Source organism: Actinoplanes sp. NPDC051859, from assembly GCF_044452725.1.
Lineage (GTDB): Bacteria > Actinomycetota > Actinomycetes > Mycobacteriales > Micromonosporaceae > Actinoplanes.
Map to the genome: position 1 here is coordinate 814,434 of NZ_JBITBX010000002.1, position 19,698 is coordinate 834,131.

Consider the following 19,698-nt stretch of genomic DNA (forward strand, 5'->3'; position numbering starts at 1 on the left):
CCGGTTGGTTCCCGCGAGTTGGTGTTTTTAGTGCCGCAGCGCTGTGGTGAACGTGGTGGCGTTGGCGCGGAAGACGCTGAGCAGGTCGAGATCCTGCTTCGGGTAGTTGATGAGGTCGACGCGGGTGGCGCCGGAGATGTCCGGGTTGACGCCGGGCAGGTGGGCGTTAGCGAGGACGAGGCCGGGCTTCTTGCCGGTGAGCTCGGCGAGTTGTCCGGCGCTGACCGGCTGGGGGCCGTACACGCCGGTGACCTTGACGCCCGCGAAGTCGGCCCAGTAGCCGAGGAAGGCGTGCGACACCGCGGTCGGTGCCGGCTGGGGCAGGGCGGCTTTGACGTCGCTGGCCAGTTTGGCGTATTCGGTGTCGAAGGCGGTCAGCCACGTGGTGGCGGCCGCCTGGGTGCCGAACAGGGCGGCCAGCCGGGTCACTTCGGCGCGGATCTTGCCCGGTGTGTTCTCCAGCTCGACCGGGGTCAGTTTGCCTTTGCCGCCCGCGGCCTCCTTGAGCTTGGGGGCGAAGCCGTCGAACTCGGCGTACAGGACGTAGCCTGCTCCGGCCACCGCGGCGAGGTCGCTGGGCTTGGGGTCGTAGTCCGGCGGGTGCTGCACGTTCGCGGGGGCGATGACGGTGATGTCGGTGGTGCCCGCTGCTTTGGCGAGCGCGCCCACCCAGCTGGTCGAGGCGACGATTTTCGGCCCGCCCGCGGCGGCCGCGGTCGGGCTTGGTGTGTCAGTGCTGCTGCACCCGGTCGCGGCCAACAGCGTCATGGCTAGCGCGCTCAGCGCGGCTGTTCGGATTGATCGCATCAAGAGCTCCTTCGGGAATGAGATAGGTGAGCAGGGTGAGGACCCCGGCCGTGAGCACGAGGACGGGTCCGGGTGGCTGGTCGAGGACCAGTGCGGTGGCGAAGCCGGCGAGGTTGCCGACGACGCCGAAGCCGACCGCCCAGGCCACCATCGAGGTCAGCGAGCGACCCAGGTTGCGGGCGGCGAGCGCGGGCAGGATGGTGAGCGCGTCGACCAGTAACGCGCCGGTGAGGCTGATGGAGGCGCCGATCGCCACCGCCACCACGACGAGCAGCGCCAGCATGAGCGGCCCGGCCGCGACGCCGGAGCACAGCGCCAGCTCGCGGTCGAACAGCAGCAGGACGAGCTGTCGCCGATAGCGCCAGAACAGCAGGTGTACGGCCACCGTCAGCACACCCAGCACGACGAGGTCGACCGTACGGGTGGCGAGGATCGAGCCCCACAGCAACTCGAATGCGCCGGTGGCGTTGACGCCGGAGGCGGAGAGCACGAGCAGCGCGCCCGCGATCGCGAAGGTCATGAGGAGTCCCATGGCGCCGGAGAGCCCGGTGGGGCGGCGGGCCAGCGGCGTGACGCCGGCTCCGGCGAGCGCGCAGGCCACCAGTCCGCACAGTGTCGGGTCGAGTCCGGTGAGCAGACCGACGGCGATGCCGAGCAGCGCGACATGCATGATCGCGAATCGGACGGCGATGATGTCGAGTCCGATGATGAAGACGCCGACGATGGGCAGCCCGACGGCGGCGATGCCGAGCCCGATCGCGGAACGCTGCACGGCGGGCAGGTGGAGCAGGTCGAGGAAGAGGTCCACGGTGTTCAGATCACCCGCAGTCGGCCGGCGGCCATCTCGGCGACCCGGTCACACGCACTGGTCATGGCGCGGTCGTGGGACACCACGACGACGGTGACGGGCAGGGCGGCGAGCATGGTCGCTACCTGTTCCTGGCCGGCGAAGTCCAGGGCCGCGGTCGGCTCGTCCGCGAACAGAGCGGTCGCTCCGGCCGCCACGGCACCGAGCGCGCGGGCCAGGAACACCCGTTGCAGTTGGCCGCCGGAGAGCGTGTGCAGCGGCCGTTGGCGCAGTCCGCTGACGCCGAGCCGGTCGGCCGCGTCGTCGGCTGCTTCCGGGTGTCCGCCGCTGTGCAGCAGTTCGCCCGCCAGCAGCGGGAACCGGCCCGGCGTGAGCCGCTGCGGCATCCAGGCGATCTGGCGGCGACGTTCCGCCCACTGCGTCGCGGTGCTGGCCGCGGTGCCGTCGACGGTGACGGCACCGCAGGCCACGGGTTGCAGGCCCAACGCGGTACGCAGCAGCGTGGTCTTGCCCGAGCCGTTGGCGCCCGTCAGCGCGACCCGCTCGCCGGGTGCCACCGCGAGATCCACGTCCGCCACCGCGGTACGCCGGCCGTAGCGGCAGGTGACACCGCGGAAATGGACGGCAGCGCCGGTCACGTGGCGGCCTGCTCGAGGTGCTCGCGGAGCCACCGCTTGTCGAGCTTCCCGGCGGCGGTGAGGGGCAGTTCGCCGAGCACCGCGAGCCGTTCGGGCAGCTTCGCCGATTCGAGGCCGTGTTCCTCGCGCAGGTAGCCGGTCAGTGCGGTCAGGGTGGGTGGCTCGACGCCGTCGCGTACGGCTATGCAGGCGCCCATGCGCTCGCCCATGAGCCGGTCGGGGACGCCCACGCAGGCGACCTGGCGGACCGCAGGATGCTGGGCGAGGAGCAGCTCCACTTCGACGGGGGACAGGTTGCGTCCGCCGCGGATGACGATCTCGTTGCGCCGGCCCACCACGTGCAGGTAGCCGTGCTCGTCGATCCGGCCGAGGTCGCCGGTCCGCGCCCAGCCGCCGTCCGTACGGTAGCGGCCGTCGAATTCCGGGTCGACGTAGCACAGTGGACTCATGGGGCCGAGCCCCCAGATCTCGCCGACGTCGCCGGCGGGGACGTCGTGGCCGTCGTCGCCGACGATGCGGATGGCGGCCACTGCGCTGTTGGGGCGGCCGACCGCGTCGTGGATGTCCCGGGGCGGTTCGGCGGGATCGGTGGTGCAGTTGACACCGTCGGCGGAGCCGTAGCAGTTGATGACCGCACAGCCGAATCGGTCGCGGACCGCGGCGACGGTTGCCGGGTCGATGCGGGAGCCGCCGGCGACCACGGCGTGCAGGGCCGTGGTGTCCGTGCCGGGCAGTCGGGGGTGGTCGAGCATCATCGCGTACATGGTCGGGACGCCGAAGACGAGGTGGGGGCCGTGTCGGTCGATCAGGTCGAGTGCCCGGCCAGGGTCGAACTTGGCGGTCACGATCAGCGTCCCGCCGTGCCGGGCCAGGGTGACCGCGGTCCCCGAGGACCCGAAGGAGGACGCGAGCGGCACGAGGAACAGGTTGCGCATCGGCCGGTCGCCGGGGTGCAGCTGCCCGATGAAGGTGCCGCGCCCGCCGGCCAGCGCGTCGTGCGAGTAGACGATCATCTTCGGCGCGGCCTCGGAGCCGGACGAGACCAGGATCCGCGCCGGCCCGGCCGGGTCCACCTCGGGCAGCTCCACCGCGGGCTGGGCGGCGGCCAGCGTTTCGAGCGCGGCCGGGCCGTTTCCGCCCGCCACGATGACCGTACGCAGGTGCGGCAGCTGATCGCGCAGACCGTCGAGCTGATCGGCGTACGCGACATCGCCCGCCTTGATCGGCACCACCGCGAAGGCCGCCCGGGAACGGCTGAGCAGCGCGAGGGTGTCGCGGCGACCCCGTCCCACCGGGTACGGCAGCACGACCGCCCCGAGCGCGGCCGCCGCCAGGTCCACCGCCACGGCCTGCCGCCCGTTGGGAAGCTGGGTGGCGATGACCTCACCGGCTCGCAGCCCGCGGTCCCGCAGACCGGTGGCGAGTCGCCGGGCCAGGTCGTCCAGGTCGGCGTAGCTGATCTCGCCGTCGTCGTCGATGACCGCCGTCCGGTCCGGGTGGGTGTGGGCGTGCCGCGCGAACAACGCGTACAGCCCCTCACCCGGGTAGTGGCCGGCCTGTGCCCACCAGCGGCGCAGCGTGGCGGGGACGAGGTCGTGGGTGGCGAGGACCGTCATGGCAGGAACCTCCAGGGAGCGCGGACGAGGGCACAGCCGTCCCGGTCGAGGAGCGGACGGACGGCGGGACTGGTGGACAGCTCGGCCAGGTCGGTGCAGACGCGGACAGCGGGCACCCCGTCGGCGCGCAGCACGCGGAGCGCCTCCTCGGTGGTCGCGTCGGCGAGGGCAACCGGCAGTGCGGGATCGAGGCAGGCTGCCGACGTGCGCGCCGCCACCACGTACCCGTCGCGGGTAGCCAGCGGCGTCTCGAGCGGACCCCACAGCGGTCGGGCCTGTTGCTCGCCTCGCCAGCGCGGACCCTGCAGGACGCCGGCTGCCGTCAACAGGCTGCTGTCCATGCGCCGTCCGCGCCCGTCGGTGTGCCGGGCGACCAGTGCGGCCAGGACTCCGTCGGCGGCGACCAGCCCGCCGAGCACGTCGAGCAGCGTCATCAACGACCCGGCCGCGGGCGAACCGGCCGGGCGCAGGTGCTCGCCCAGCCCGGCGTACGCCTGGACGGTGAAGTCGGTGCCGGGCGGCGCGTCGGGGCCGCGGAAGTCACCCCAGCCGGACGCGTACGCGTACACCAGACGGGGGTTGATCTTGGCAAGGTCGGTGCTGTCGAGGCCGAATGCGGCTGCCTTGCCGGGCGCCCAGTTATGCAGGAAAACATCCGCTACCGCGGCCAGTTCGCGAACGGTGTCCTGACCGGCGGCGCTGCGCAGGTCGACCTCGACGACATGTTTGCCTCGGTTGAGCGCGCGGAACCGGGCCGAGCAGTCGCCGACCATCGGCGGCATGCCCCGTAGCGGATCACCGCCGACCGGCTCGATCCGCACCACCCGGGCACCGAGGTGACCCAGCAGGTGCGCGGCGAGGGGCCCCTGCACCCGCCGACCGGCCTCCACCACGATCATGCCCGCCAGTGGCAGACCGCCGGGATGTGCGGGTTCGAGTGGGCTGACCATGTCGTTGGTGAGGCTGAGGCTCCACGGTTCGGCAGCGAGATCCGGATCGGACAGCCGCTCGGCGTGTGTGCGTACGGGCTGCACCGCGACTCCCGCAGCGGCGGCCGCCTCGCTCAGCTCGGCGAACGTCACCGCCGCGACGGCCTCGTGGAGCTCGGCGGGCAGGGGCGCTGCCGCGGTCGCATATCGGGAGACGAACGCCCGCCACCCGATGTCGACCGGTCGGCCCGGCACCCGCAGCGCGGTCCACAACGACCACCAGGGCTGCGGATCCAGGGTCTCCAGCTCAACCCGGACGCCGTCGATCGTGCAGAACGGCGGCGGCGTCCCGTCGCGGCGTCCACCCGGCTCGACGTGCTCAGCGTCCTCCGCGGTCGCGGCGGCCAGATACTGCGAGACGGTCAGCAGCGCGACGGCCGCCGGATCCACAGTGACCCGATCGACCGGTTGGCCGCGCAGCCGGGACAGCTCTGCCGCCCGCTCGCCCTGAGCCGCGACGATCCGCACCGCTGCGGTCAGATAGTCGACACCAATGCGCTGCGGGCGCCCGGAAGCGCGCCCGTGCACTGCCATCAGTCCGTATGTCGCCTGCCCGCTCACCTCGTCGAACGCACCGACCTCGGCCGTGGCCCCCATGCCCTGGTTCGTGTCCACGTTCAAGAGGTCGGGCAACCACCCGCTACGGTTCCCACGGATTGCCGACGAAAGGAGATCCACCATGGACGCCGTCGCCGATCGGATGCGGGTATTCCTTCGCGAGCGGGTGTTGCCCGTGGAGAAAGCCCTGATCGCCGGGGACGCGGCAGCACTGCGCCAGGCCCAGGACGCGGCCCGGGCCGCCGGCTTGTGGGCGCTGCCCCTGCCGGTCGCGCTCGGCGGTCAGGGCCTCCCGCTGGCCGAGTACGCCGAACTGGCCGTCGTCGAAGGACACAGCGACGCCGGACCTGCCGTGACCGGCTCGGATCTCCTGCTGGACGCGACGATGCTGGACGCGTACGGCAGCTCCACCGTCCGCGACCGTTTCCTGCGCCCGATGGTCGCCGGGGCTGCCCCGCCCAGTTTCGCCATGACCGAACCCGGCCAGGCGGGATCCGACCCGGCCACACTCGCCACGACCGCCGTCCGCGCCGGGGACGCGTACGTCCTGACTGGTCGCAAATGGTTCACCAGCCGGGCCGCCCTCGCCGCCTTCACCACCGTGGCCTGCCGCACCGACGACGGCGGAGTCTCGCTGATCGTGGTGCCCGCCGAGTCGCTCCGGATCGTCCGGGAGATTCCGGTGCTCGGCGCGGGCGGACAGTACGAACTCCAGCTCGACGGTGTCCGGGTGCCCGCCGACCACCTCCTCGGCGCAGCCGGCGCGGGGCTCGCCATCGCGGGGGAGCGGCTCGCCCTGGGTCGGACGCTGCGCTGCCTGCGCTGGCTGGGCCAGGCCCAGCGGGCTTTCGACCTGATGCGGGACCGGCTGCGCACCAGGATCGTCCGCGGTCAGCCGCTGGCCAGCCGCGAACTGTTGCACGGCTACGTCTTCGACAGCCACGCTGAGCTGGCTGCAGCCGGCGCCCTCACCCGCGCCGCGGTCACCGCGCTCGGCACGGGTGCCGACGTCAAGAACGCCGTAGCCACGGCGAAGGTGGTGACCGCCCGTGCCTTCGATGCGATCGTCGACCGGGCGATCCAGGTGTACGGCGCCGAAGGCCTCACCGACGACACCCCACTCGCCATGCTGCACCGCACGGCCCGGGCCGCCCGGATCCTCGACGGACCCGACGAAACCCACATTTCCGCGGTGGCCCGCCGCCTGCTCACCAGCCCGCCGGCAGCAGCCCTCTCCTGACGCCGGTCAGCGCGGCGAGGAAGTAGGTGCCCCAGATCAGCTCGTGCGCGCACGCCCGGTCGTAGCATCCGCCGGCCAGGACCCCGTCCGGCCGCAGATACCGTGCCGTCACGGTGTCGAGCATGGACTCGGCAACGTCCCGCTCGCCCAGCGTCCACAACCCCGCGGCGGCGATCATCGCGGCCGAGGTGTCCACTGGTCCGCTGCCGTCCGAGGTGGCGAGCGGCACCCCGTGCCCGTGCCGGCTCAGCCACCGCCCGGCGACCCGCTCGGCCACCTCCCGAAACGGCACACCGGAGTGTCCTGCGGCGACCTGCCTGTCGAGCCGGTCGGCGGCGACTGCGAATCCGAGCAGGCCCCAAGCGTGCCCCCGGGACCAGCCTGGATCCGCTCCGGCCCCGGTGTGCGGCACCACGGCACCCCGCTCGTTCACCAGCAACCCGGCCAGCGCTGCGGCGTGCCGGGCGGCAAGGCCGGCCCGGCCGGTGTGATCGAGCAGGGCGACAACGGCAGCGAGCGTGTCGATCGAGACCCGCCCCGGGTCGGCCGGGTGGTACGTCGACCCGACCGCAATGACCCCCGACGCCGACGCCGACGCGGCCAGCGCCTGCGCACCTGCCTCGGCGATCTCGTCCGCGCCCCACCGGGTGCCGTACCAGAACGTCATGGCCCGGGTGTCGGTGTCGTCCAGGAGCCGGTCGCTCAACCGCGCGGTCCATTGTCGGGCGGCGGCGACGTGCCGGGACTGCCCGGTGGCCGCGGCGCGCAGCCGGAGCAGGCCGGTCCAGAATCCGCCGGCCCAGGAACCCCGCCGGGTCGTTGTCCACTCGCCGGTCTCCGGATCGGCATACAGCGGGAACCGGTCACCCACCGCGGCTTCGATCGCTGATGTGCGCGCGAGCAAGGCGTCCCAGGCTGCCGGCCTCATGTGGTGACCGACCGACGCTCGGTCACCAGCAGACCCACGCCCGCCGCGGCGGCGAAGATCACCGCGACCGTGAGCCACGCCGGGCCGTAGCCGCCGGCATCGGCGAGCAGTCCGAACAGCGCCGGGCCGATCACGAAACCACCGAAGAAGCCCAGGGAGACCAGCCCGGAGGCGTGCCCGGTCGCGCCGCCCCGGCGGACCACCGCGAGCATGGACACCGCGTTGGCCGCCGTGGCGGAGCCGCCGATGCCCAGTGCGCCGAGCCAGATCAGGTGCGGCCAGACCGGCGCGGCCAGGCACACCAGCACCGCGAAACCGGCCGCGGCGAGAGACAGCCAGCGCAGCGCCACGGTCACGTCGGGCATGCGGTCGGCGTACCGGGTCCAGCCGACCCGTGCGAGCAGACCCGACACGCCGAAGACCGCCAGCACCGCCCCGGCTGCTCCGGCACCCAGGCCCAACCCCTGCACGGCGTAGAGCGGCAGGTAGGTGTTCACGGCGGACAGGCCCGTACCCAGCAGCAGCGAGTAGCCCATCAGCCGGGCCAACCACGGCGACGGCCGGGACCACCGCCACCAGGAGCCGCCGCTCGGCGCGGGCGTGTCTCGCGGCACCAGCCACACCACCGCCACCAGCAGCACCAACGGCACCAACGCCGCCCAGCGCAGCGCCGCCTGCCAGCCCACCGCGGCGCCGAGCATCGGCAGGCCGGCGCCGGCGGCGAACGCGGCAAGCTGCACCCCGGACTGCTTCACCCCGATCGCCGTGCCGCGTCGCGGCGCCGGCACCACCCCCGCGATCAAGACGTTGGTCGCCGGATTCGCCAGCGCCTGCGCCACGCCCGCGACCGCAAGAGCAACCACCAGCCCGGCGTACGCGTCCGCGAAGGAGGCCGCGATCAGGGCCGCAGCGACCGTCGCGCCGAGCACCAGCAGCGCCCGGCGCGGTCCGGTCCGGTCCACGAGGTGCCCGGCGACCAGCGAGACCGCGGCCGCCACCGCGAACGTTGTGGTGATCAGCAGGCCGACGGCCGCCCGGTCCAGGTGCAGGTCGGCGGCGAGCAGGGGGGCGAGGGCGCTTGCCGCGTACAGAACGAGCATGGAAGCGGCCATCGCCGCTGTTGCCACTGCTGTGCCGGCCGTACCCCGGCTTTCGGTCATCGGGTCCTCCTCGGGTCCGGTCCAGCAGTCGTCCGGCGGGCCCGGAAAGTTCCGGCCCCGCCGGGTCTGCGGATCGTCAAGTGCCACGGCCCGGTGCCGATGGACAGCCGAGGAACCACCGTGGGGCCGAGCCGCCAGGAGGCGCAAGAGATGTCGTTCACCAGTCGTCTGACGGTGCCGGGGCTGGCTGCCCTGATGATCACCGGGACGCTTGTCGCGCCGGCCCCCGGCGTTCTCGCCGCACCCGCCGCGTCGGCTCCCGCGGCCGCAGCGGCCAGCGATGTGACGTCCGTGCAGGAAGCGGCCCGGGTCGACAGCGTTCCGGCGCCGAACCTCGCCTGGTACAACTGCGTCGGCTCGGCCGTGCAGTGCGCCACCGTCGACCTGCCCCTGGACTACGACGACCCGACGGGCCCGACGGTCCAGATCGCCCTGGCCAAGGTGAAGGCGCGTAAGCCCGCCAGCCGGATCGGCACGCTCTTCGTCAACCCGGGTGGTCCCGGCGGTTCCGGCACCGAGATGGCCGCGGCGGCGTCGAGCTACCTCAGCGACAGCGTGCTCGACCGGTTCGATGTCGTGGGCATGGACCCGCGCGGCATCGGCTTCAGCGAGAACCTGACCTGTTTCCCGTCCACCCGGGCGCAGACGCTGGTCATGGCGAAGATGCAGATGCAGTTCCCGCTCGGGGCCGCCCAGGAGAGCACCTACATCAAGGGCGTGCAGACGATTGCCAAGGGCTGCTCCACCACCGGCGCGGCTCTGGCCGGGGCGATGTCCACCGCCGAGGTCGCCCGCGACATGGACGTCCTGCGCCGCGCGGTCGGCGACAGCAAGCTCACCTTCCTCGGCTTCAGCTACGGCACAGCGCTCGGCCAGTACTACGCCAACATGTTCCCGGACCGGGTGCGTGCCCTCGCCCTCGACGGCGTGATCAACCCGGTGTCCTGGACCGGCACCCCGCAGACGCAGAACCAGCTGCTCGACGACCGGCTCCGCTCCGCGGACGGCGCCTACAACGCGCTGCAGAAGCTGCTGCAGCGCTGCGACCGGGCCGGAGCCAGCGGTTGCGTCTTCTCCGCCGGCGACCCGGTCAAGCGCTTCGACGCGATCGCCCGCAAGCTGCGCGCGGCGCCGCTGGTGCTCGGCAGGGACGACGACGGCAAGGTCATGCGGCTCACCTACGCCGACTTCATCGGCTACATCCTGGGCAGCCTCTACACGCCATACGCCGGGGACATGGTCACCTACATCGCTGCCGACGTGGCGTTGATCCAGTCCGGCAAGGCTTCCACAAAGGAACGGACGGTGGCCGCCGCGGCCCTGCTCGAGCGGTTCGAGCGGCTCCGGACCCCGGCTCGGGACTTCCCGTACAACAACTCGATGGAGGCGTTCTCCGGCGTCATGTGCACCGACGCGCGGCACCCGGCCGACGCCGCCTCGTGGCCGGCTTTGACCGCCGCCGCGGATCGCCGGGCGCCGTACTTCGGTCGGGCCTGGGGCTGGAGCAGCTCCACCTGTGCCGAGGACACCTGGACTGTGCGGGACGAGGACGCGTACATGGGTCCGTTCACCAAGACCACCAGCGCGCCGGTGCTGTTCGTCGGCAACTACTGGGACCCGGCCACCAACTACCGCGAGGCCGTGTCGTCCTCCCGCCTGCTCCCGAAGAGCCGGCTGCTGACCAGCGACAACTGGGGCCACACCGCGTACGGCACCTCGACCTGCGTCACCAAGGCGATGGACGCCTACCTGCTGAAGGGCACCCTGCCCGCCGCCGGCACGGTGTGCCGCTCCAAGATGCAGCCGTTCCTGCGCACGAACCCGCTGGTATCCGCCGAGGCTGTTACCGCGAGCGGGAAGCAGCTGCCGCCGGTCGCGGGCTTCTTCCCGGCACCGATGGCCGCCGCGGCCGCCCGCTGACCTGTCACCGGCGGTGGGTTCCCGCGCGCAGGTATGACATTTGTCAGCGCTCATCGGTGCGTTTCGCACCTGGACCGGTGAGCGACGGCACTGCCGGGCCGCCCGGCAGTGCCGAAGTCTGGAGGGCATGACTCTCACTCGCAGACGCGCACTCCGCGGCGCGTGCCTAGCCTTCGTGACCACCGCTGCGGCGGTCGCCGTCGCCGCCCAGGCCGGTGCCGCCACCGTTTCGCACAGCGTTCCCAGTCGGGGCGCGTCCGCCTCGGCGGGCGCGCCCCGACTCGTTCTCCCACCGCCGGGCGGCGCGCACCAGATCGGCACCGTGGCGCTGCACCTCGTGGACTCGGCCCGCCGCGATCCGTACGACCCGGCCCGCCGGCCCCGCGAGCTCATGGTCCAGCTCTGGTATCCGGCGGCGCACACCGGCGGCTACCCGCGGGCGCCTTGGCTGTCACCGCAACTCGCCGCGGAAGCCTTCGCCGATCCGCGGATCCGCCCACCCGTCACGCACGGCCATTCCGGTGCCCCGGTCGACCGGCGTGGCGGCACCCGCCCGGTCGTCCTGTACTCGCACGGCTTCGGCGGCCACCGCGGCGAAGCCACCGCTCTCGTCGAGGAGCTGGTCAGCCGCGGGTACGTCGTCGCCACCATCGATCACCCGTACGACGCGGTGGGCGTGGAGTTCCCGGGCGGCCGGGTCGTGCCGCACACGATGGAGCCGCCGAACTTCGACGACCCGGCGGACCCGGTGGCGACCCGAGCCGTCGCCGTCCGCGCCGCCGACGCCCGGTTCGTGCTCGACCGGCTCACCGCGCTGAACGCCGGCCGCAATCCTGACGCCGCCGGGCGCGAGGTGCCGGTCGGTCTGCGCGGCGCGCTGTCGCTGTCCAGGGTCGCGATGGTCGGCCATTCCCTCGGCGGTGCCGCGACGCTGGCGGCGATGCGGGCCGACCGGCGGATCCGGGCTGGCGTGAACCTCGACGGCGCCCTCTTCGGTCCCGTGCTCGCCAGTGGGCTGAACCGGCCGGTGCTGCTGCTCGGCTCCACCGGTCACGACCGGCACACCGACCCGAGCTGGGCGGCGGTATGGCCGAAGCTGCGCGGCGGGCGGCTCAACCTGGAGCTGGCCGGCTCCGGACATGCATCCTTCACCGACGCCCAGGTGCTCGACCCGCAGGCCGCGAAGATCCTCGGCATTCCCCGCGAGCAGCTGACTCCCGGCATCGGCACGATTGACGGCCCGCGCTCGGTTGCGGTGCAACGGGCGTACCTGAGCGCCTTTCTGGACGCCCACCTGCGCGACGGCCCCCGCAAGCTGGTGTCCGGGCCGTCGCCGCGTTATCCGGAAATGGTGTTCCCGTGAGAGCCGGGGAGCACCTCGCGCAGCCCGGCGCGGAAGGTGGGGCAGTCGAGCAGCGCCGGGTGCTCGCAGTTCAGGGCATGGCCGAGCCGGTCGCGGGCGCTCATCAGCTCGGCGATGTGGCGGTCGATCTCCATGATTTTGTGGGTGAGGCGCGACCGGATCAGCTGGGGCTCGCCCTGCACCAGCTCCCGCACCTCGGCCAGCGAGAAGCCGGTGACCTGAGCACTGCGGATCAGGGCGACCCGGTCGACGGCGTCCGGCCGGTAAGTGCGGCGGATGCCGTGCCGCCCCGCCGGCTCCAGCAGGCCGACCCGCTCGTAGTAACGCAGCGCCGACGGGGCCACCCCGGTGATCCCGGCCAGCTCACCGATGTCGAGCAGGTAGTCCACGCGCTGCTCCTTGACTTGAAGCACGATTCAAGTGGCACTTTACGGCCATGACACGCATGAACAGGCTGCGCGGTGTGGCGGTGGCCGCGATCGCCGCCGTCACCAATCCGCTCGAGGTCCCGGACGATCTGCGCGACGTGCAGGTGCTGACCCGGCGGCACCGGCGGACCCATCGCTGCGGCGCGGTCGCCTACGGCGAAGGCTCGCTCCCCGCCACCCTTGCCGCCGCGGTCGACGCCCGCCGCATCATCGAAGTTGGCACGGCGCTGGGCTACACCGCCATGTCGATGGCCCGGGCGGTCCCCGCGGCAACCGTCGAGACCATCGAGCTGGCCGACGAGCACGTCCGCATCGCCCGCGCCCAGATCGCTGCCCGCGGCCTGGCCGGGCGGGTCATCGTCCGGCACGGCGCGGCCGAGACCATCCTGCCCGCACTGGACACGGCGGGATACGACCTGGCGTTCTTCGACGGATTCACGCCCACGGTCGCGGTCCTGCGGGAGTTCCACCGGCTGCTGCGCCCCGGCGGCGTGGTCGTCGCCGGCAACCTCATCCTCGGCCCCGATCCGCGGGCGACCCGGTATCTTGCCGATACCGCGCGGTGGCGGACCCACTCGTTCGGTGAGACGGCGCTGTGCGTGAAGATCCCTTGAGTCCGGTGAGGTGTCCTCGGTGATGACCGGTTGGTGGCGCCGACGCGGTAAGGCCCAGCGGGTCGACCTGTTCATTCGGGTCAACCTGTATGCGATCTTTGCGCTGTTGCCGGTGTTCGTGGGCCTCCTCGTTGCCCCGGAACCGCAGGTGGACCGGCTGGGCGTCGCCGCGCTGGTCGCCCTCACGACCACCCACGCTGCCGGGTGCGTCCTGCTGCTGCGGGCAGCCCTCGATTATTACGGTGGCAGCGGTCCGCGGCCGGTTCGCGGGATCGCAGTGGGCGCTGCCTTGACCGCGGCCGGGGTCGCCGCCGTAGTCATCACGTATCCCGAGCCGCCGCCCGGCGCCCTCGACGGTCCCGCCTCGCTGCTCACCTTGGTCCTGTCCACCGCGTTTCTTGCCGCGCTGGCGCCGGCGGTGCCGCTTGGCGTGACCTTCGGGGCGGTGGTGGGGGCTGGGGGATTGCGCTTCGCCGTACAGAAAATTGAGGGTGCCGAGCCGACCACGGCGACCACCGTCGCGCTGGCGTCGGCGGCGCTGTACGGCGCGGTGGCCGCGGCCTTCCGGATGTCTGCGTGGATCACCCGCCTCGTTGCGGAACTCGAACGCGCCCGGCAGGTGGAGGCACGACTCGCGGTAGCCGAGGAGCGGCTGCGCTTCGCCCGCGACATGCACGACATCGTCGGTCGCGCACTGTCCGTCGTGGCCTTGAAGTCGGAGTTGGCCGCGCGGCTCGCCCAGCGCGGCCGGGCCGAAGCCGCCGCCGAGATGCTGGAAGTACGCCGGATAGCCGAGGAATCCCTGGCTGACGTCCGGGCGGTGGTTCGGGGCTACCGCCAGGCGGACCTCGGCACCGAGTTGGCCGGAGCCCGCTCGCTGCTCGCCGCTGCCGGTATCGATTGCCGGGTCGACGGCGCCAGCGGCGGCCTGCCCGACGACACCCAGGGTGCATTGGGCTGGGTGGTCCGCGAAGCAACGACCAACGTGTTGCGGCACAGCGAGGCGCGAACGTGCACGGTCACCCTGCGCCGCACCGGCGACCGCATCGCCTTGATCATGGAGAATGACGGCGTTCCTCCTCCGGCCCCGACCGATCGGGTACGGTTCGGCAGCGGCCTGATCGGGCTGGCCGAACGCATCGCGGGCGTCGGTGGCACCACGGCCGCTGAGCGTGGCGACCCGGGACTGTTTCGCCTGACCGTCGAGGTGCCGGTGGGGGAGGGTGAGCCGTGATCCGGGTGCTGCTCGCCGACGACGAGCACTTGATCCGTGCGGCCCTTGCGGCCTTGCTGTCGTTGGAGGACGATCTCGACGTGATCGCCCAGGCTTCGACCGGCGCGGAGGCCCTCGCTGCGGCGCGGGCGCTGCGCCCGGAGGTGGCGGTCCTCGACCTGCAGATGCCCGAGCCGGACGGGGTCGACGTGGCCCGGACCCTGCAGGCCGACCTGCCGGACTGTCGCTCGGTGATCCTGACCAGTCACGGACGTCCCGGCCAGCTCAAACGCGCCCTGGCGGCTTCGGCCCGCGGCTTTCTGCCCAAAACCGTCTCCGCGGAGGTGCTGGCCCAGGTCATCCGGACCGTGCACGGCGGCGGCCGGTACGTCGACCCGCAGCTCGCTGCCGAGGCGATCGCCGCCGGGGACAGCCCGCTGACCCCGCGCGAGTCCGACGTCCTGGCGCTGGCCGCCGAGGGCGCCCCGGTCGACGAGATCGCCCGGCGCGCCGCCCTGTCGCCGGGTACGGTCCGCAACTACCTCTCCTCGGCGGTGACCAAGACCGGCGCTGCCAACCGTCACGAAGCAGCCCGGACCGCTCGCCGCCACGGCTGGATCTGACACCGAGGCGGCGGAGCGTGGTCGGAAGAAGTGCTCGCGGACCACGGCCTGGCTTTCCTGCTCGCTGAGCCAGCGAACGATGGCAAGGGGCTGGCTACTTCAGCGGCGGATGAGCGGGGTGAGCGAAGCGCGGCGACCCCAGGCGATGAAGACGAAGAGGGCGAAGAGGATCACGGGGGTGAGCACGAGTGCGCCGCCGTGCAGGATGAATGCCTGGGTGATCGCCGCGCCGATCATGAGCAGCGCGAGTCCCACCGCGGCCGGGCCGGCGAGACGGGGCACGAGCAGGCCGATGCCGCCGGCCAGTTCGACCAGGCCGATGAAGTAGCGGAACCACGGGGCTGCGCCCATGTCCTCGAAGATCTGCACCGCGGTCGCCTCGCCCACCAGTTTGGGACCGGCCGAGGCCACGATCATGAAGACGCCCAGGAACGCCTGGAGCACCCAGAGCGTGCGGTGCAGTCCGCGGGACAGGGGTGCGGGTGCGGTGTCGATGAGAGCCATGGTGCGGTCCTTTGCTCGAGGTGATCCGGATGTCTACCGGGTCAGACCGGCGAGCTGCACCGTACTCATCGCTCCGCGGGCGGTTCCGGGGAATTTTTCTCGGCCGGCACGTCGCGGCGCTCGTCCTCCTCATGAATTTCGTCGTAGGAGAGGTCGCCCGCGCTGTCCGGGTCGGGGCCGCCGGGTTCGGCGATGGTGCGGAGATCGTCATCGTTCGGAGCCGTCATAGTGGTGGGGTTACCCCCGAACGTGCGACGTAATGTCATTTTTGGCTTACCTTCCGTAACACAAATTCCCTAGGGTGGGCGTCCAGGTGTCCGAACCTCGTCACTAGCGGATCGGAGGTGTCGCAGCTGTTCGATGATGCTGCTGAGCCGGCTCCGTACGAGGCCTACATATTCACGGACGAAACCTACGACAACCTGCTCACCGCACGGATGAGCCCGTTGTCGGTGATGGAGGTGTTGCACGCTCACGGGGTGGTACGTCGGCACACCGAGCCAGCCCTGCAGATCGCGGGTCAGGACCGCAAGGGAGACTGGCTCGTCGTGGCGCTCATCGAGGACAGCGACGACGTCTACATCGTCGTCTCGGCCCGGTACCTCGACGTCGAGGAGGTCGAGGCGATAGCCCGGATCAAGGGGGACTGATGAGTAGATTCGAGGACGCAGCGGCGTCCCTGAACGACCGGGACTGGTCCACCGCGCACCGGGACAACCGGCCCCGGCCCGGTGGGGTCGTGCATGCGGTCTCCATGTCATACGAAACGACGGAACGCCTGGTCACGCTGGCACAGAGTCGCGGGATCAGCCCCAACGAGGTGATCCGGGAACTGGTCGAGGACTACCTCGACAACGACGCGGACGAACTGATCACCATTCGCCGCGCCGACCTGCACCGGGCCATCGACATCGCGGTCAAGAACAACACCTGACCTGCCGCGGGTCGGGTGAAAAGCGCTCGGCTTCATGATCGGCAGGTGTTACCTTTCCTCGGCTGAAAGGGGACACCGTGCCGAAGCTGAACCAGATCATCGCCGTGGAGAAGGGCGTCAAGAGCAAGGCGTTCGCTGAGTTGAGCGACGCCCACCACGCCGTGCAGAAGACCGGCCCCCTCGCCGGCATCTCCCGGACCTACCAGCCGAAGGACGAGGAAGGCGAGCAGCTGCCCGCCGAGTCGACCCGGGTGCAGATCAAGGCCGAGGACATCCTGCGCGACATCTCCGGCACGCTGACCCGACTGTTCGACGTGACGGCGACCAAGGACTGGACGAACTGCGTGGCTCGCGCCGACGTGGTGGTCGATGGTCGGACCATCGCCGCTCAGGTGCCGGTGACGTATCTGCTGTTCCTGGAGAAGCAGCTCGTCGACCTGCACACCTTCGTGAAGAAGCTGCCGGTGCTCGACGCCGCCGAGTCGTGGCTGCGCGACGACTCGACCGACAGCTGGCGCACCGAGCCGGTGCGGACGAACCGCACCAAGAAAGTGCCGCGCAATCACGTGAAGGCCGAGGCCACCGAGAAGCACCCCGCCCAGGTCGAGGTGTATTACGAGGACATCACCGTCGGCTACTGGACGACCGTGAAGTTCTCCGGTGCCCTGCCTGCCAAGCGGGTCAACGAGATCCTCGATCGCGTGTCGGCGCTGCAGACCGCGGTAAAGTTCGCCCGCGAGGAGGCCAACAACACCGAGGCCACCGACCAGCGGGTCGGCGCGGCCGTCTTCGACTACCTCTTCGGGTAGTCGTCACTGATTCCCCCGTGGGAGCGCGGGGGTGCGCCGGGCGACCGGCGCAAAGCTGACAGCTGAGGCTGAAACTGAACCACCGGTGACAGTGCGGGTTCGAGTCCCGCCCCCCGTACCACCGCGCGGGGGTAGCCCAACGGGCAGAGGCAGCCGGTATGAATCTCAGATTCTCGCTCCAATGTCAGCATTCACCACCGATCACCAGATCGACCGAGCGGGACCAGGACAGCGGATGCCGGTTCAAGTCCGGCCCGCCGCGCTTCGAGCGGCGGTAGTTTAAAGGCAAAACCCGATGTCATCAGAATGATCCACGCTCTTAAACGTGCTGGTGTGTGCAATTCGGTGGTATCGCGAGGCCCGGGGATGGCCATTCCCCGGGCTTCACCATGTCTAGGGCCGGGGCCTAGCCTTCGCTGGCGTCGGTCACGGCCGGCACCAGGCCGCGGGCTTTGCGGACGAACGCGTCGGGATCGTCGGCGTAGAGCCGCACTTCCTCGACCGGCTCGGACTCGCCCGTCGGCAGCGTGAGGGTCAGCGGTTGGCGGAGCCGGACGTCGACGCTGGTCTGCGCCCCGACCACGATGTGCAGGACCCGGCGGCCCTGGTCGTCCTCGAACTGCACGCCTTTGCTGGACGGCATCGTGCGGTAGCCCTTGCTGACCGATGCGACGTCGTGCCACGGCAGGACAAAGTCGGGGCCGGCGCCGTTGCGAACCCGGATGCCGGCGTTGCCGACCACGTGCGGGTTGAGCTTGAGGCTCGCTAGCAGGCCGAGCATCCACAGCAGGCCCCAGATGCTGATCGCGAGCATGATCCACCGGGCCGGCGTCCAGGGCACCACGTGCTTGATGATCAGGTCGAGGACGGGGATCTCGACCACCGACAGGACGAGGAAGACCCCGAGGATCGGCTTGACGACGCCCAGGTAGCCGAAGGCCTCCTCGTCCGGGGCGAGGGTCACCGGCTTGCGGCGCGCCCAGTGGAAGAGGCTGCGCCACATCGCGGCTTCCATGCTGGCCGCGCGCTTCAGCAGCGAACTCTTGCCGGCCATCGCGCCACCCCGTTACGTTGCAGTCGTATTGCTAACAGCCTAACGGCGTTTCAATACGACTGCAATGTGACGTGGTCGGGGGTGTCGCGGTCAGGTCAGCGGGTTCTCCGTGTCGCGCAGCGTGGCGAGGGCGGCCGCGTACATTCGGGTCTTGATGACGCTGAGGGTGGGACCTGACTTGCCGGCGAGTGACTCGGCCAGCCCGAGCGCGGTCGGCTGCACCTCGTCCTCGGCGACCGCCCGGTCCACGATGCCCGCGGCGGCAGCATCCGCGCCGCCGTAACGGTGTGCGGTCGCCATCGCCAGGGTCGCAGCCTGCGGCGTGAGCTTGGCCTGGATCAGTGCGGTCATGCCGCGGGTGAACGGGATGTCGATGTCGGCCTCGGGCAGGCACCAGTAGCCGCGGTCGGCCCGCATCACCCGGAAGTCGTGGGCCAGCGACAGCATTGCCCCCGCTGCGTACGTGTGCCCCTGCAGCGCCGCCACGGTGATCACCGGCAGGGCGAGGAACCGGGCGAAGAGCTCGTGCACGCTGACTGCGTACTCTCCGAACTTGTCGGCGTTGGTGCCGAGCCATTCCAGGTCGAGGCCGTTGGAGAAGAACTTGCCGGTCGCGGTGGTGACCAGGGCGCGTGGGTCGCCGGCTGCCTCGACCTTGTCGAGCGCCGTGTGCACGTCGGCGATCCAGTCGGGGTGAAAGCGGTTCTCGCCGTCCCCGAGGTTGAGGACAAACACGTCGTTGTGGCGGTCGAGACTGGGCACAGCAAGCTCCTCGGGTTCGGGTGACAGAGGTAGGTTACTGCGAAGTAACTTAGTGGTCCAGGCCGCTCACATCCGGCGCAGGATGGACACCACACGACCCAGCACCACGGCCCGGTCGCCGTCGATCGGCTCGTACGCCGGATTGCGCGGCTCCAGCAGCACGTGGCCGCTGCGGCGCCGGTAGACCTTGACGGTGGCCTCGTCGTCGATCATGGCGGCGACGATGTCCCCGTTGTAGACCTCGGGCTGCTGGCGTACCACCACGATGTCGCCGTCGCAGATTGCCGCGTCGACCATCGAGTCGCCCTGCACGCGCAGGCAGAACAGCTCGCCCCGGCCGACCAGGTCGCGGGGCAGGGTCAGCGTCTCCTCCGGGTTCTCCTCCGCGAGGATCGGGGTGCCCGCGGCGATCGCGCCGACCAACGGCACCCCGACCGTGGCCGGGTCGCTGCGGCGCTCCTGCGGTTCCAGGAACATCCGGATGTCCATCGGCCGGGTCACCGCCCGGCCGCGGCGCAGGAAGTCCCGCTCCTCGAGCACCCGCAGATGCCGGCTGACCGTCGACGGCGACAGACCGACCGCGTCGCCGATCTCCCGGGTGGACGGCGGGTAGCCGTACCGGACCGCCCAGTCCCGGATCACGGTCAGGATGGCCCGCTGCCGGGGGATGAGCGTGGACGTGTCGAGATCCTCGGCCAGAGACATGGAGAAGATCTTGACTGATGGACCC

Annotated in this window: 22 protein-coding genes and 1 pseudogene; 10 read left to right on the top strand and 13 right to left on the bottom strand. The window is 71.3% G+C overall.

Annotated elements, in window-relative coordinates:
- Window positions 1-27: 27 nt before the first annotated feature.
- Genes ACIA1L_RS07690 through ACIA1L_RS07710 form a run of 5 tightly spaced genes read right to left on the bottom strand, consistent with a single transcriptional unit; the run spans window position 28 to window position 5,473 of the window.
- Window positions 28-768 carry an ABC transporter substrate-binding protein gene (locus ACIA1L_RS07690; protein WP_396071711.1) on the bottom strand — a complete coding sequence of 247 codons (741 nt, stop codon included), beginning with the start codon at window positions 766-768 and terminating at the stop codon, window positions 28-30.
- Window positions 731-1,615, bottom strand: a complete 885-nt coding sequence (locus ACIA1L_RS07695; protein WP_396071712.1) for a metal ABC transporter permease — start codon at window positions 1,613-1,615, stop codon at window positions 731-733. Before ACIA1L_RS07695 ends, ACIA1L_RS07690 begins: the two co-directional genes overlap by 38 nt.
- 5 nt (window positions 1,616-1,620) lie before the next feature.
- The gene (locus ACIA1L_RS07700) at window positions 1,621-2,253 is read right to left on the bottom strand and encodes a metal ABC transporter ATP-binding protein (protein WP_396071713.1); all 633 of its coding nucleotides are present in this window, start codon (window positions 2,251-2,253) and stop codon (window positions 1,621-1,623) included.
- Window positions 2,250-3,869 carry a class I adenylate-forming enzyme family protein gene (locus ACIA1L_RS07705; protein ID WP_396071714.1) on the bottom strand — a complete coding sequence of 540 codons (1,620 nt, stop codon included), beginning with the start codon at window positions 3,867-3,869 and terminating at the stop codon, window positions 2,250-2,252. Before ACIA1L_RS07705 ends, ACIA1L_RS07700 begins: the two co-directional genes overlap by 4 nt.
- A complete protein-coding gene (locus ACIA1L_RS07710; RefSeq protein WP_396071716.1) occupies window positions 3,866-5,473 on the bottom strand; it encodes a CoA transferase in 1,608 nt (535 codons plus the stop codon). Before ACIA1L_RS07710 ends, ACIA1L_RS07705 begins: the two co-directional genes overlap by 4 nt.
- A gap of 64 nt (window positions 5,474-5,537) precedes the next feature.
- Between ACIA1L_RS07710 and ACIA1L_RS07715 the strand changes: the two genes are divergently transcribed.
- Window positions 5,538-6,656: an acyl-CoA dehydrogenase family protein gene (locus tag ACIA1L_RS07715; RefSeq protein WP_396071718.1), complete on the top strand. Its 1,119-nt coding sequence runs from the start codon at window positions 5,538-5,540 to the stop codon at window positions 6,654-6,656.
- Here ACIA1L_RS07715 and ACIA1L_RS07720 read toward each other — a convergent pair.
- The gene (locus tag ACIA1L_RS07720; RefSeq protein ID WP_396071720.1) at window positions 6,625-7,584 is read right to left on the bottom strand and encodes a hypothetical protein; all 960 of its coding nucleotides are present in this window, start codon (window positions 7,582-7,584) and stop codon (window positions 6,625-6,627) included. The genes ACIA1L_RS07715 and ACIA1L_RS07720 overlap by 32 nt on opposite strands.
- On the bottom strand, window positions 7,581-8,744 hold the full coding sequence (locus ACIA1L_RS07725) for an MFS transporter (protein WP_396071721.1): 1,164 nt from the start codon (window positions 8,742-8,744) through the stop codon (window positions 7,581-7,583). Before ACIA1L_RS07725 ends, ACIA1L_RS07720 begins: the two co-directional genes overlap by 4 nt.
- 150 nt (window positions 8,745-8,894) lie before the next feature.
- Between ACIA1L_RS07725 and ACIA1L_RS07730 the strand changes: the two genes are divergently transcribed.
- Window positions 8,895-10,664 carry an alpha/beta hydrolase gene (locus ACIA1L_RS07730; RefSeq protein WP_396071722.1) on the top strand — a complete coding sequence of 590 codons (1,770 nt, stop codon included), beginning with the start codon at window positions 8,895-8,897 and terminating at the stop codon, window positions 10,662-10,664.
- Between the two features lie 175 nt (window positions 10,665-10,839).
- Entirely contained in the window at window positions 10,840-12,027 is a 1,188-nt protein-coding gene (locus ACIA1L_RS07735) for an alpha/beta hydrolase family protein (RefSeq protein ID WP_396071723.1), read from the top strand.
- On the opposite strand, the gene ACIA1L_RS07740 is transcribed toward ACIA1L_RS07735, so the two are convergent.
- The gene (locus ACIA1L_RS07740; protein ID WP_396071724.1) at window positions 12,003-12,416 is read right to left on the bottom strand and encodes a MerR family transcriptional regulator; all 414 of its coding nucleotides are present in this window, start codon (window positions 12,414-12,416) and stop codon (window positions 12,003-12,005) included. The two genes, ACIA1L_RS07735 and ACIA1L_RS07740, sit on opposite strands and share 25 nt — an antisense overlap.
- Before the next feature lie 47 nt (window positions 12,417-12,463).
- Here ACIA1L_RS07740 and ACIA1L_RS07745 point away from each other — a divergent pair, with 47 nt between their 5' ends.
- From ACIA1L_RS07745 to ACIA1L_RS07755, 3 genes are read left to right on the top strand one after another with little or no spacing between them, the layout of a single operon-like run.
- The gene (locus ACIA1L_RS07745) at window positions 12,464-13,069 is read left to right on the top strand and encodes an O-methyltransferase (protein ID WP_396071725.1); all 606 of its coding nucleotides are present in this window, start codon (window positions 12,464-12,466) and stop codon (window positions 13,067-13,069) included.
- Between the two features lie 22 nt (window positions 13,070-13,091).
- Window positions 13,092-14,303, top strand: coding sequence for a sensor histidine kinase (locus ACIA1L_RS07750; RefSeq protein WP_396071790.1), 1,212 nt, complete (start codon window positions 13,092-13,094; stop codon window positions 14,301-14,303).
- Window positions 14,300-14,905, top strand: coding sequence for a response regulator (locus tag ACIA1L_RS07755; protein ID WP_396071726.1), 606 nt, complete (start codon window positions 14,300-14,302; stop codon window positions 14,903-14,905). Before ACIA1L_RS07750 ends, ACIA1L_RS07755 begins: the two co-directional genes overlap by 4 nt.
- A gap of 99 nt (window positions 14,906-15,004) precedes the next feature.
- On the opposite strand, the gene ACIA1L_RS07760 is transcribed toward ACIA1L_RS07755, so the two are convergent.
- Together ACIA1L_RS07760 and ACIA1L_RS07765 are read right to left on the bottom strand one after the other, a co-directional pair.
- Window positions 15,005-15,409: a DoxX family protein gene (locus tag ACIA1L_RS07760; protein WP_396071727.1), complete on the bottom strand. Its 405-nt coding sequence runs from the start codon at window positions 15,407-15,409 to the stop codon at window positions 15,005-15,007.
- Window positions 15,410-15,474: 65 nt separating this feature from the next.
- On the bottom strand, window positions 15,475-15,636 hold the full coding sequence (locus ACIA1L_RS07765) for a hypothetical protein (protein WP_396071728.1): 162 nt from the start codon (window positions 15,634-15,636) through the stop codon (window positions 15,475-15,477).
- Between the two features lie 117 nt (window positions 15,637-15,753).
- Between ACIA1L_RS07765 and ACIA1L_RS07770 the strand changes: the two genes are divergently transcribed.
- From ACIA1L_RS07770 to ACIA1L_RS07785, 4 genes and pseudogenes are all read left to right on the top strand, one after another.
- On the top strand, window positions 15,754-16,059 hold the full coding sequence (locus ACIA1L_RS07770) for a hypothetical protein (RefSeq protein ID WP_396071729.1): 306 nt from the start codon (window positions 15,754-15,756) through the stop codon (window positions 16,057-16,059).
- Entirely contained in the window at window positions 16,059-16,343 is a 285-nt protein-coding gene (locus ACIA1L_RS07775) for a CopG family transcriptional regulator (protein WP_396071730.1), read from the top strand. Before ACIA1L_RS07770 ends, ACIA1L_RS07775 begins: the two co-directional genes overlap by 1 nt.
- Window positions 16,344-16,420: 77 nt before the next feature.
- Window positions 16,421-17,152 (top strand): hypothetical protein, encoded by a 732-nt coding sequence (locus ACIA1L_RS07780; RefSeq protein WP_396071731.1) that lies wholly within the window; start codon window positions 16,421-16,423, stop codon window positions 17,150-17,152.
- A gap of 25 nt (window positions 17,153-17,177) precedes the next feature.
- A pseudogene (locus ACIA1L_RS07785) lies at window positions 17,178-17,273 on the top strand.
- A gap of 285 nt (window positions 17,274-17,558) precedes the next feature.
- Here the strand turns inward: ACIA1L_RS07785 and ACIA1L_RS07790 are convergent.
- The 3 genes from ACIA1L_RS07790 to lexA form a co-directional block, all read right to left on the bottom strand.
- On the bottom strand, window positions 17,559-18,206 hold the full coding sequence (locus ACIA1L_RS07790) for a hypothetical protein (protein ID WP_396071732.1): 648 nt from the start codon (window positions 18,204-18,206) through the stop codon (window positions 17,559-17,561).
- Between the two features lie 90 nt (window positions 18,207-18,296).
- Window positions 18,297-18,968, bottom strand: a complete 672-nt coding sequence (locus tag ACIA1L_RS07795) for an enoyl-CoA hydratase-related protein (protein ID WP_396071733.1) — start codon at window positions 18,966-18,968, stop codon at window positions 18,297-18,299.
- Window positions 18,969-19,034: 66 nt separating this feature from the next.
- Complete coding sequence (lexA, locus tag ACIA1L_RS07800; RefSeq protein ID WP_396071734.1) at window positions 19,035-19,673, bottom strand: transcriptional repressor LexA; 639 nt, start codon at window positions 19,671-19,673, stop codon at window positions 19,035-19,037.
- Window positions 19,674-19,698 lie beyond the last annotated feature (25 nt).

Coding starts and splice junctions, on each gene's coding strand:
- ACIA1L_RS07690 (WP_396071711.1), bottom strand. CDS start 768: ATGACGCTGTTGGCCGCGACCGGGTGCAGCAGCACTGACACACCAAGC.
- ACIA1L_RS07705 (WP_396071714.1), bottom strand. CDS start 3,869: ATGACGGTCCTCGCCACCCACGACCTCGTCCCCGCCACGCTGCGCCGC.
- ACIA1L_RS07715 (WP_396071718.1), top strand. CDS start 5,538: ATGGACGCCGTCGCCGATCGGATGCGGGTATTCCTTCGCGAGCGGGTG.
- ACIA1L_RS07720 (WP_396071720.1), bottom strand. CDS start 7,584: ATGAGGCCGGCAGCCTGGGACGCCTTGCTCGCGCGCACATCAGCGATC.
- ACIA1L_RS07725 (WP_396071721.1), bottom strand. CDS start 8,744: ATGACCGAAAGCCGGGGTACGGCCGGCACAGCAGTGGCAACAGCGGCG.
- ACIA1L_RS07730 (WP_396071722.1), top strand. CDS start 8,895: ATGTCGTTCACCAGTCGTCTGACGGTGCCGGGGCTGGCTGCCCTGATG.
- ACIA1L_RS07745 (WP_396071725.1), top strand. CDS start 12,464: ATGACACGCATGAACAGGCTGCGCGGTGTGGCGGTGGCCGCGATCGCC.
- ACIA1L_RS07750 (WP_396071790.1), top strand. CDS start 13,092: ATGACCGGTTGGTGGCGCCGACGCGGTAAGGCCCAGCGGGTCGACCTG.
- ACIA1L_RS07760 (WP_396071727.1), bottom strand. CDS start 15,409: ATGGCTCTCATCGACACCGCACCCGCACCCCTGTCCCGCGGACTGCAC.
- ACIA1L_RS07765 (WP_396071728.1), bottom strand. CDS start 15,636: ATGACGGCTCCGAACGATGACGATCTCCGCACCATCGCCGAACCCGGC.
- ACIA1L_RS07775 (WP_396071730.1), top strand. CDS start 16,059: ATGAGTAGATTCGAGGACGCAGCGGCGTCCCTGAACGACCGGGACTGG.
- ACIA1L_RS07790 (WP_396071732.1), bottom strand. CDS start 18,206: ATGGCCGGCAAGAGTTCGCTGCTGAAGCGCGCGGCCAGCATGGAAGCC.
- lexA (WP_396071734.1), bottom strand. CDS start 19,673: ATGTCTCTGGCCGAGGATCTCGACACGTCCACGCTCATCCCCCGGCAG.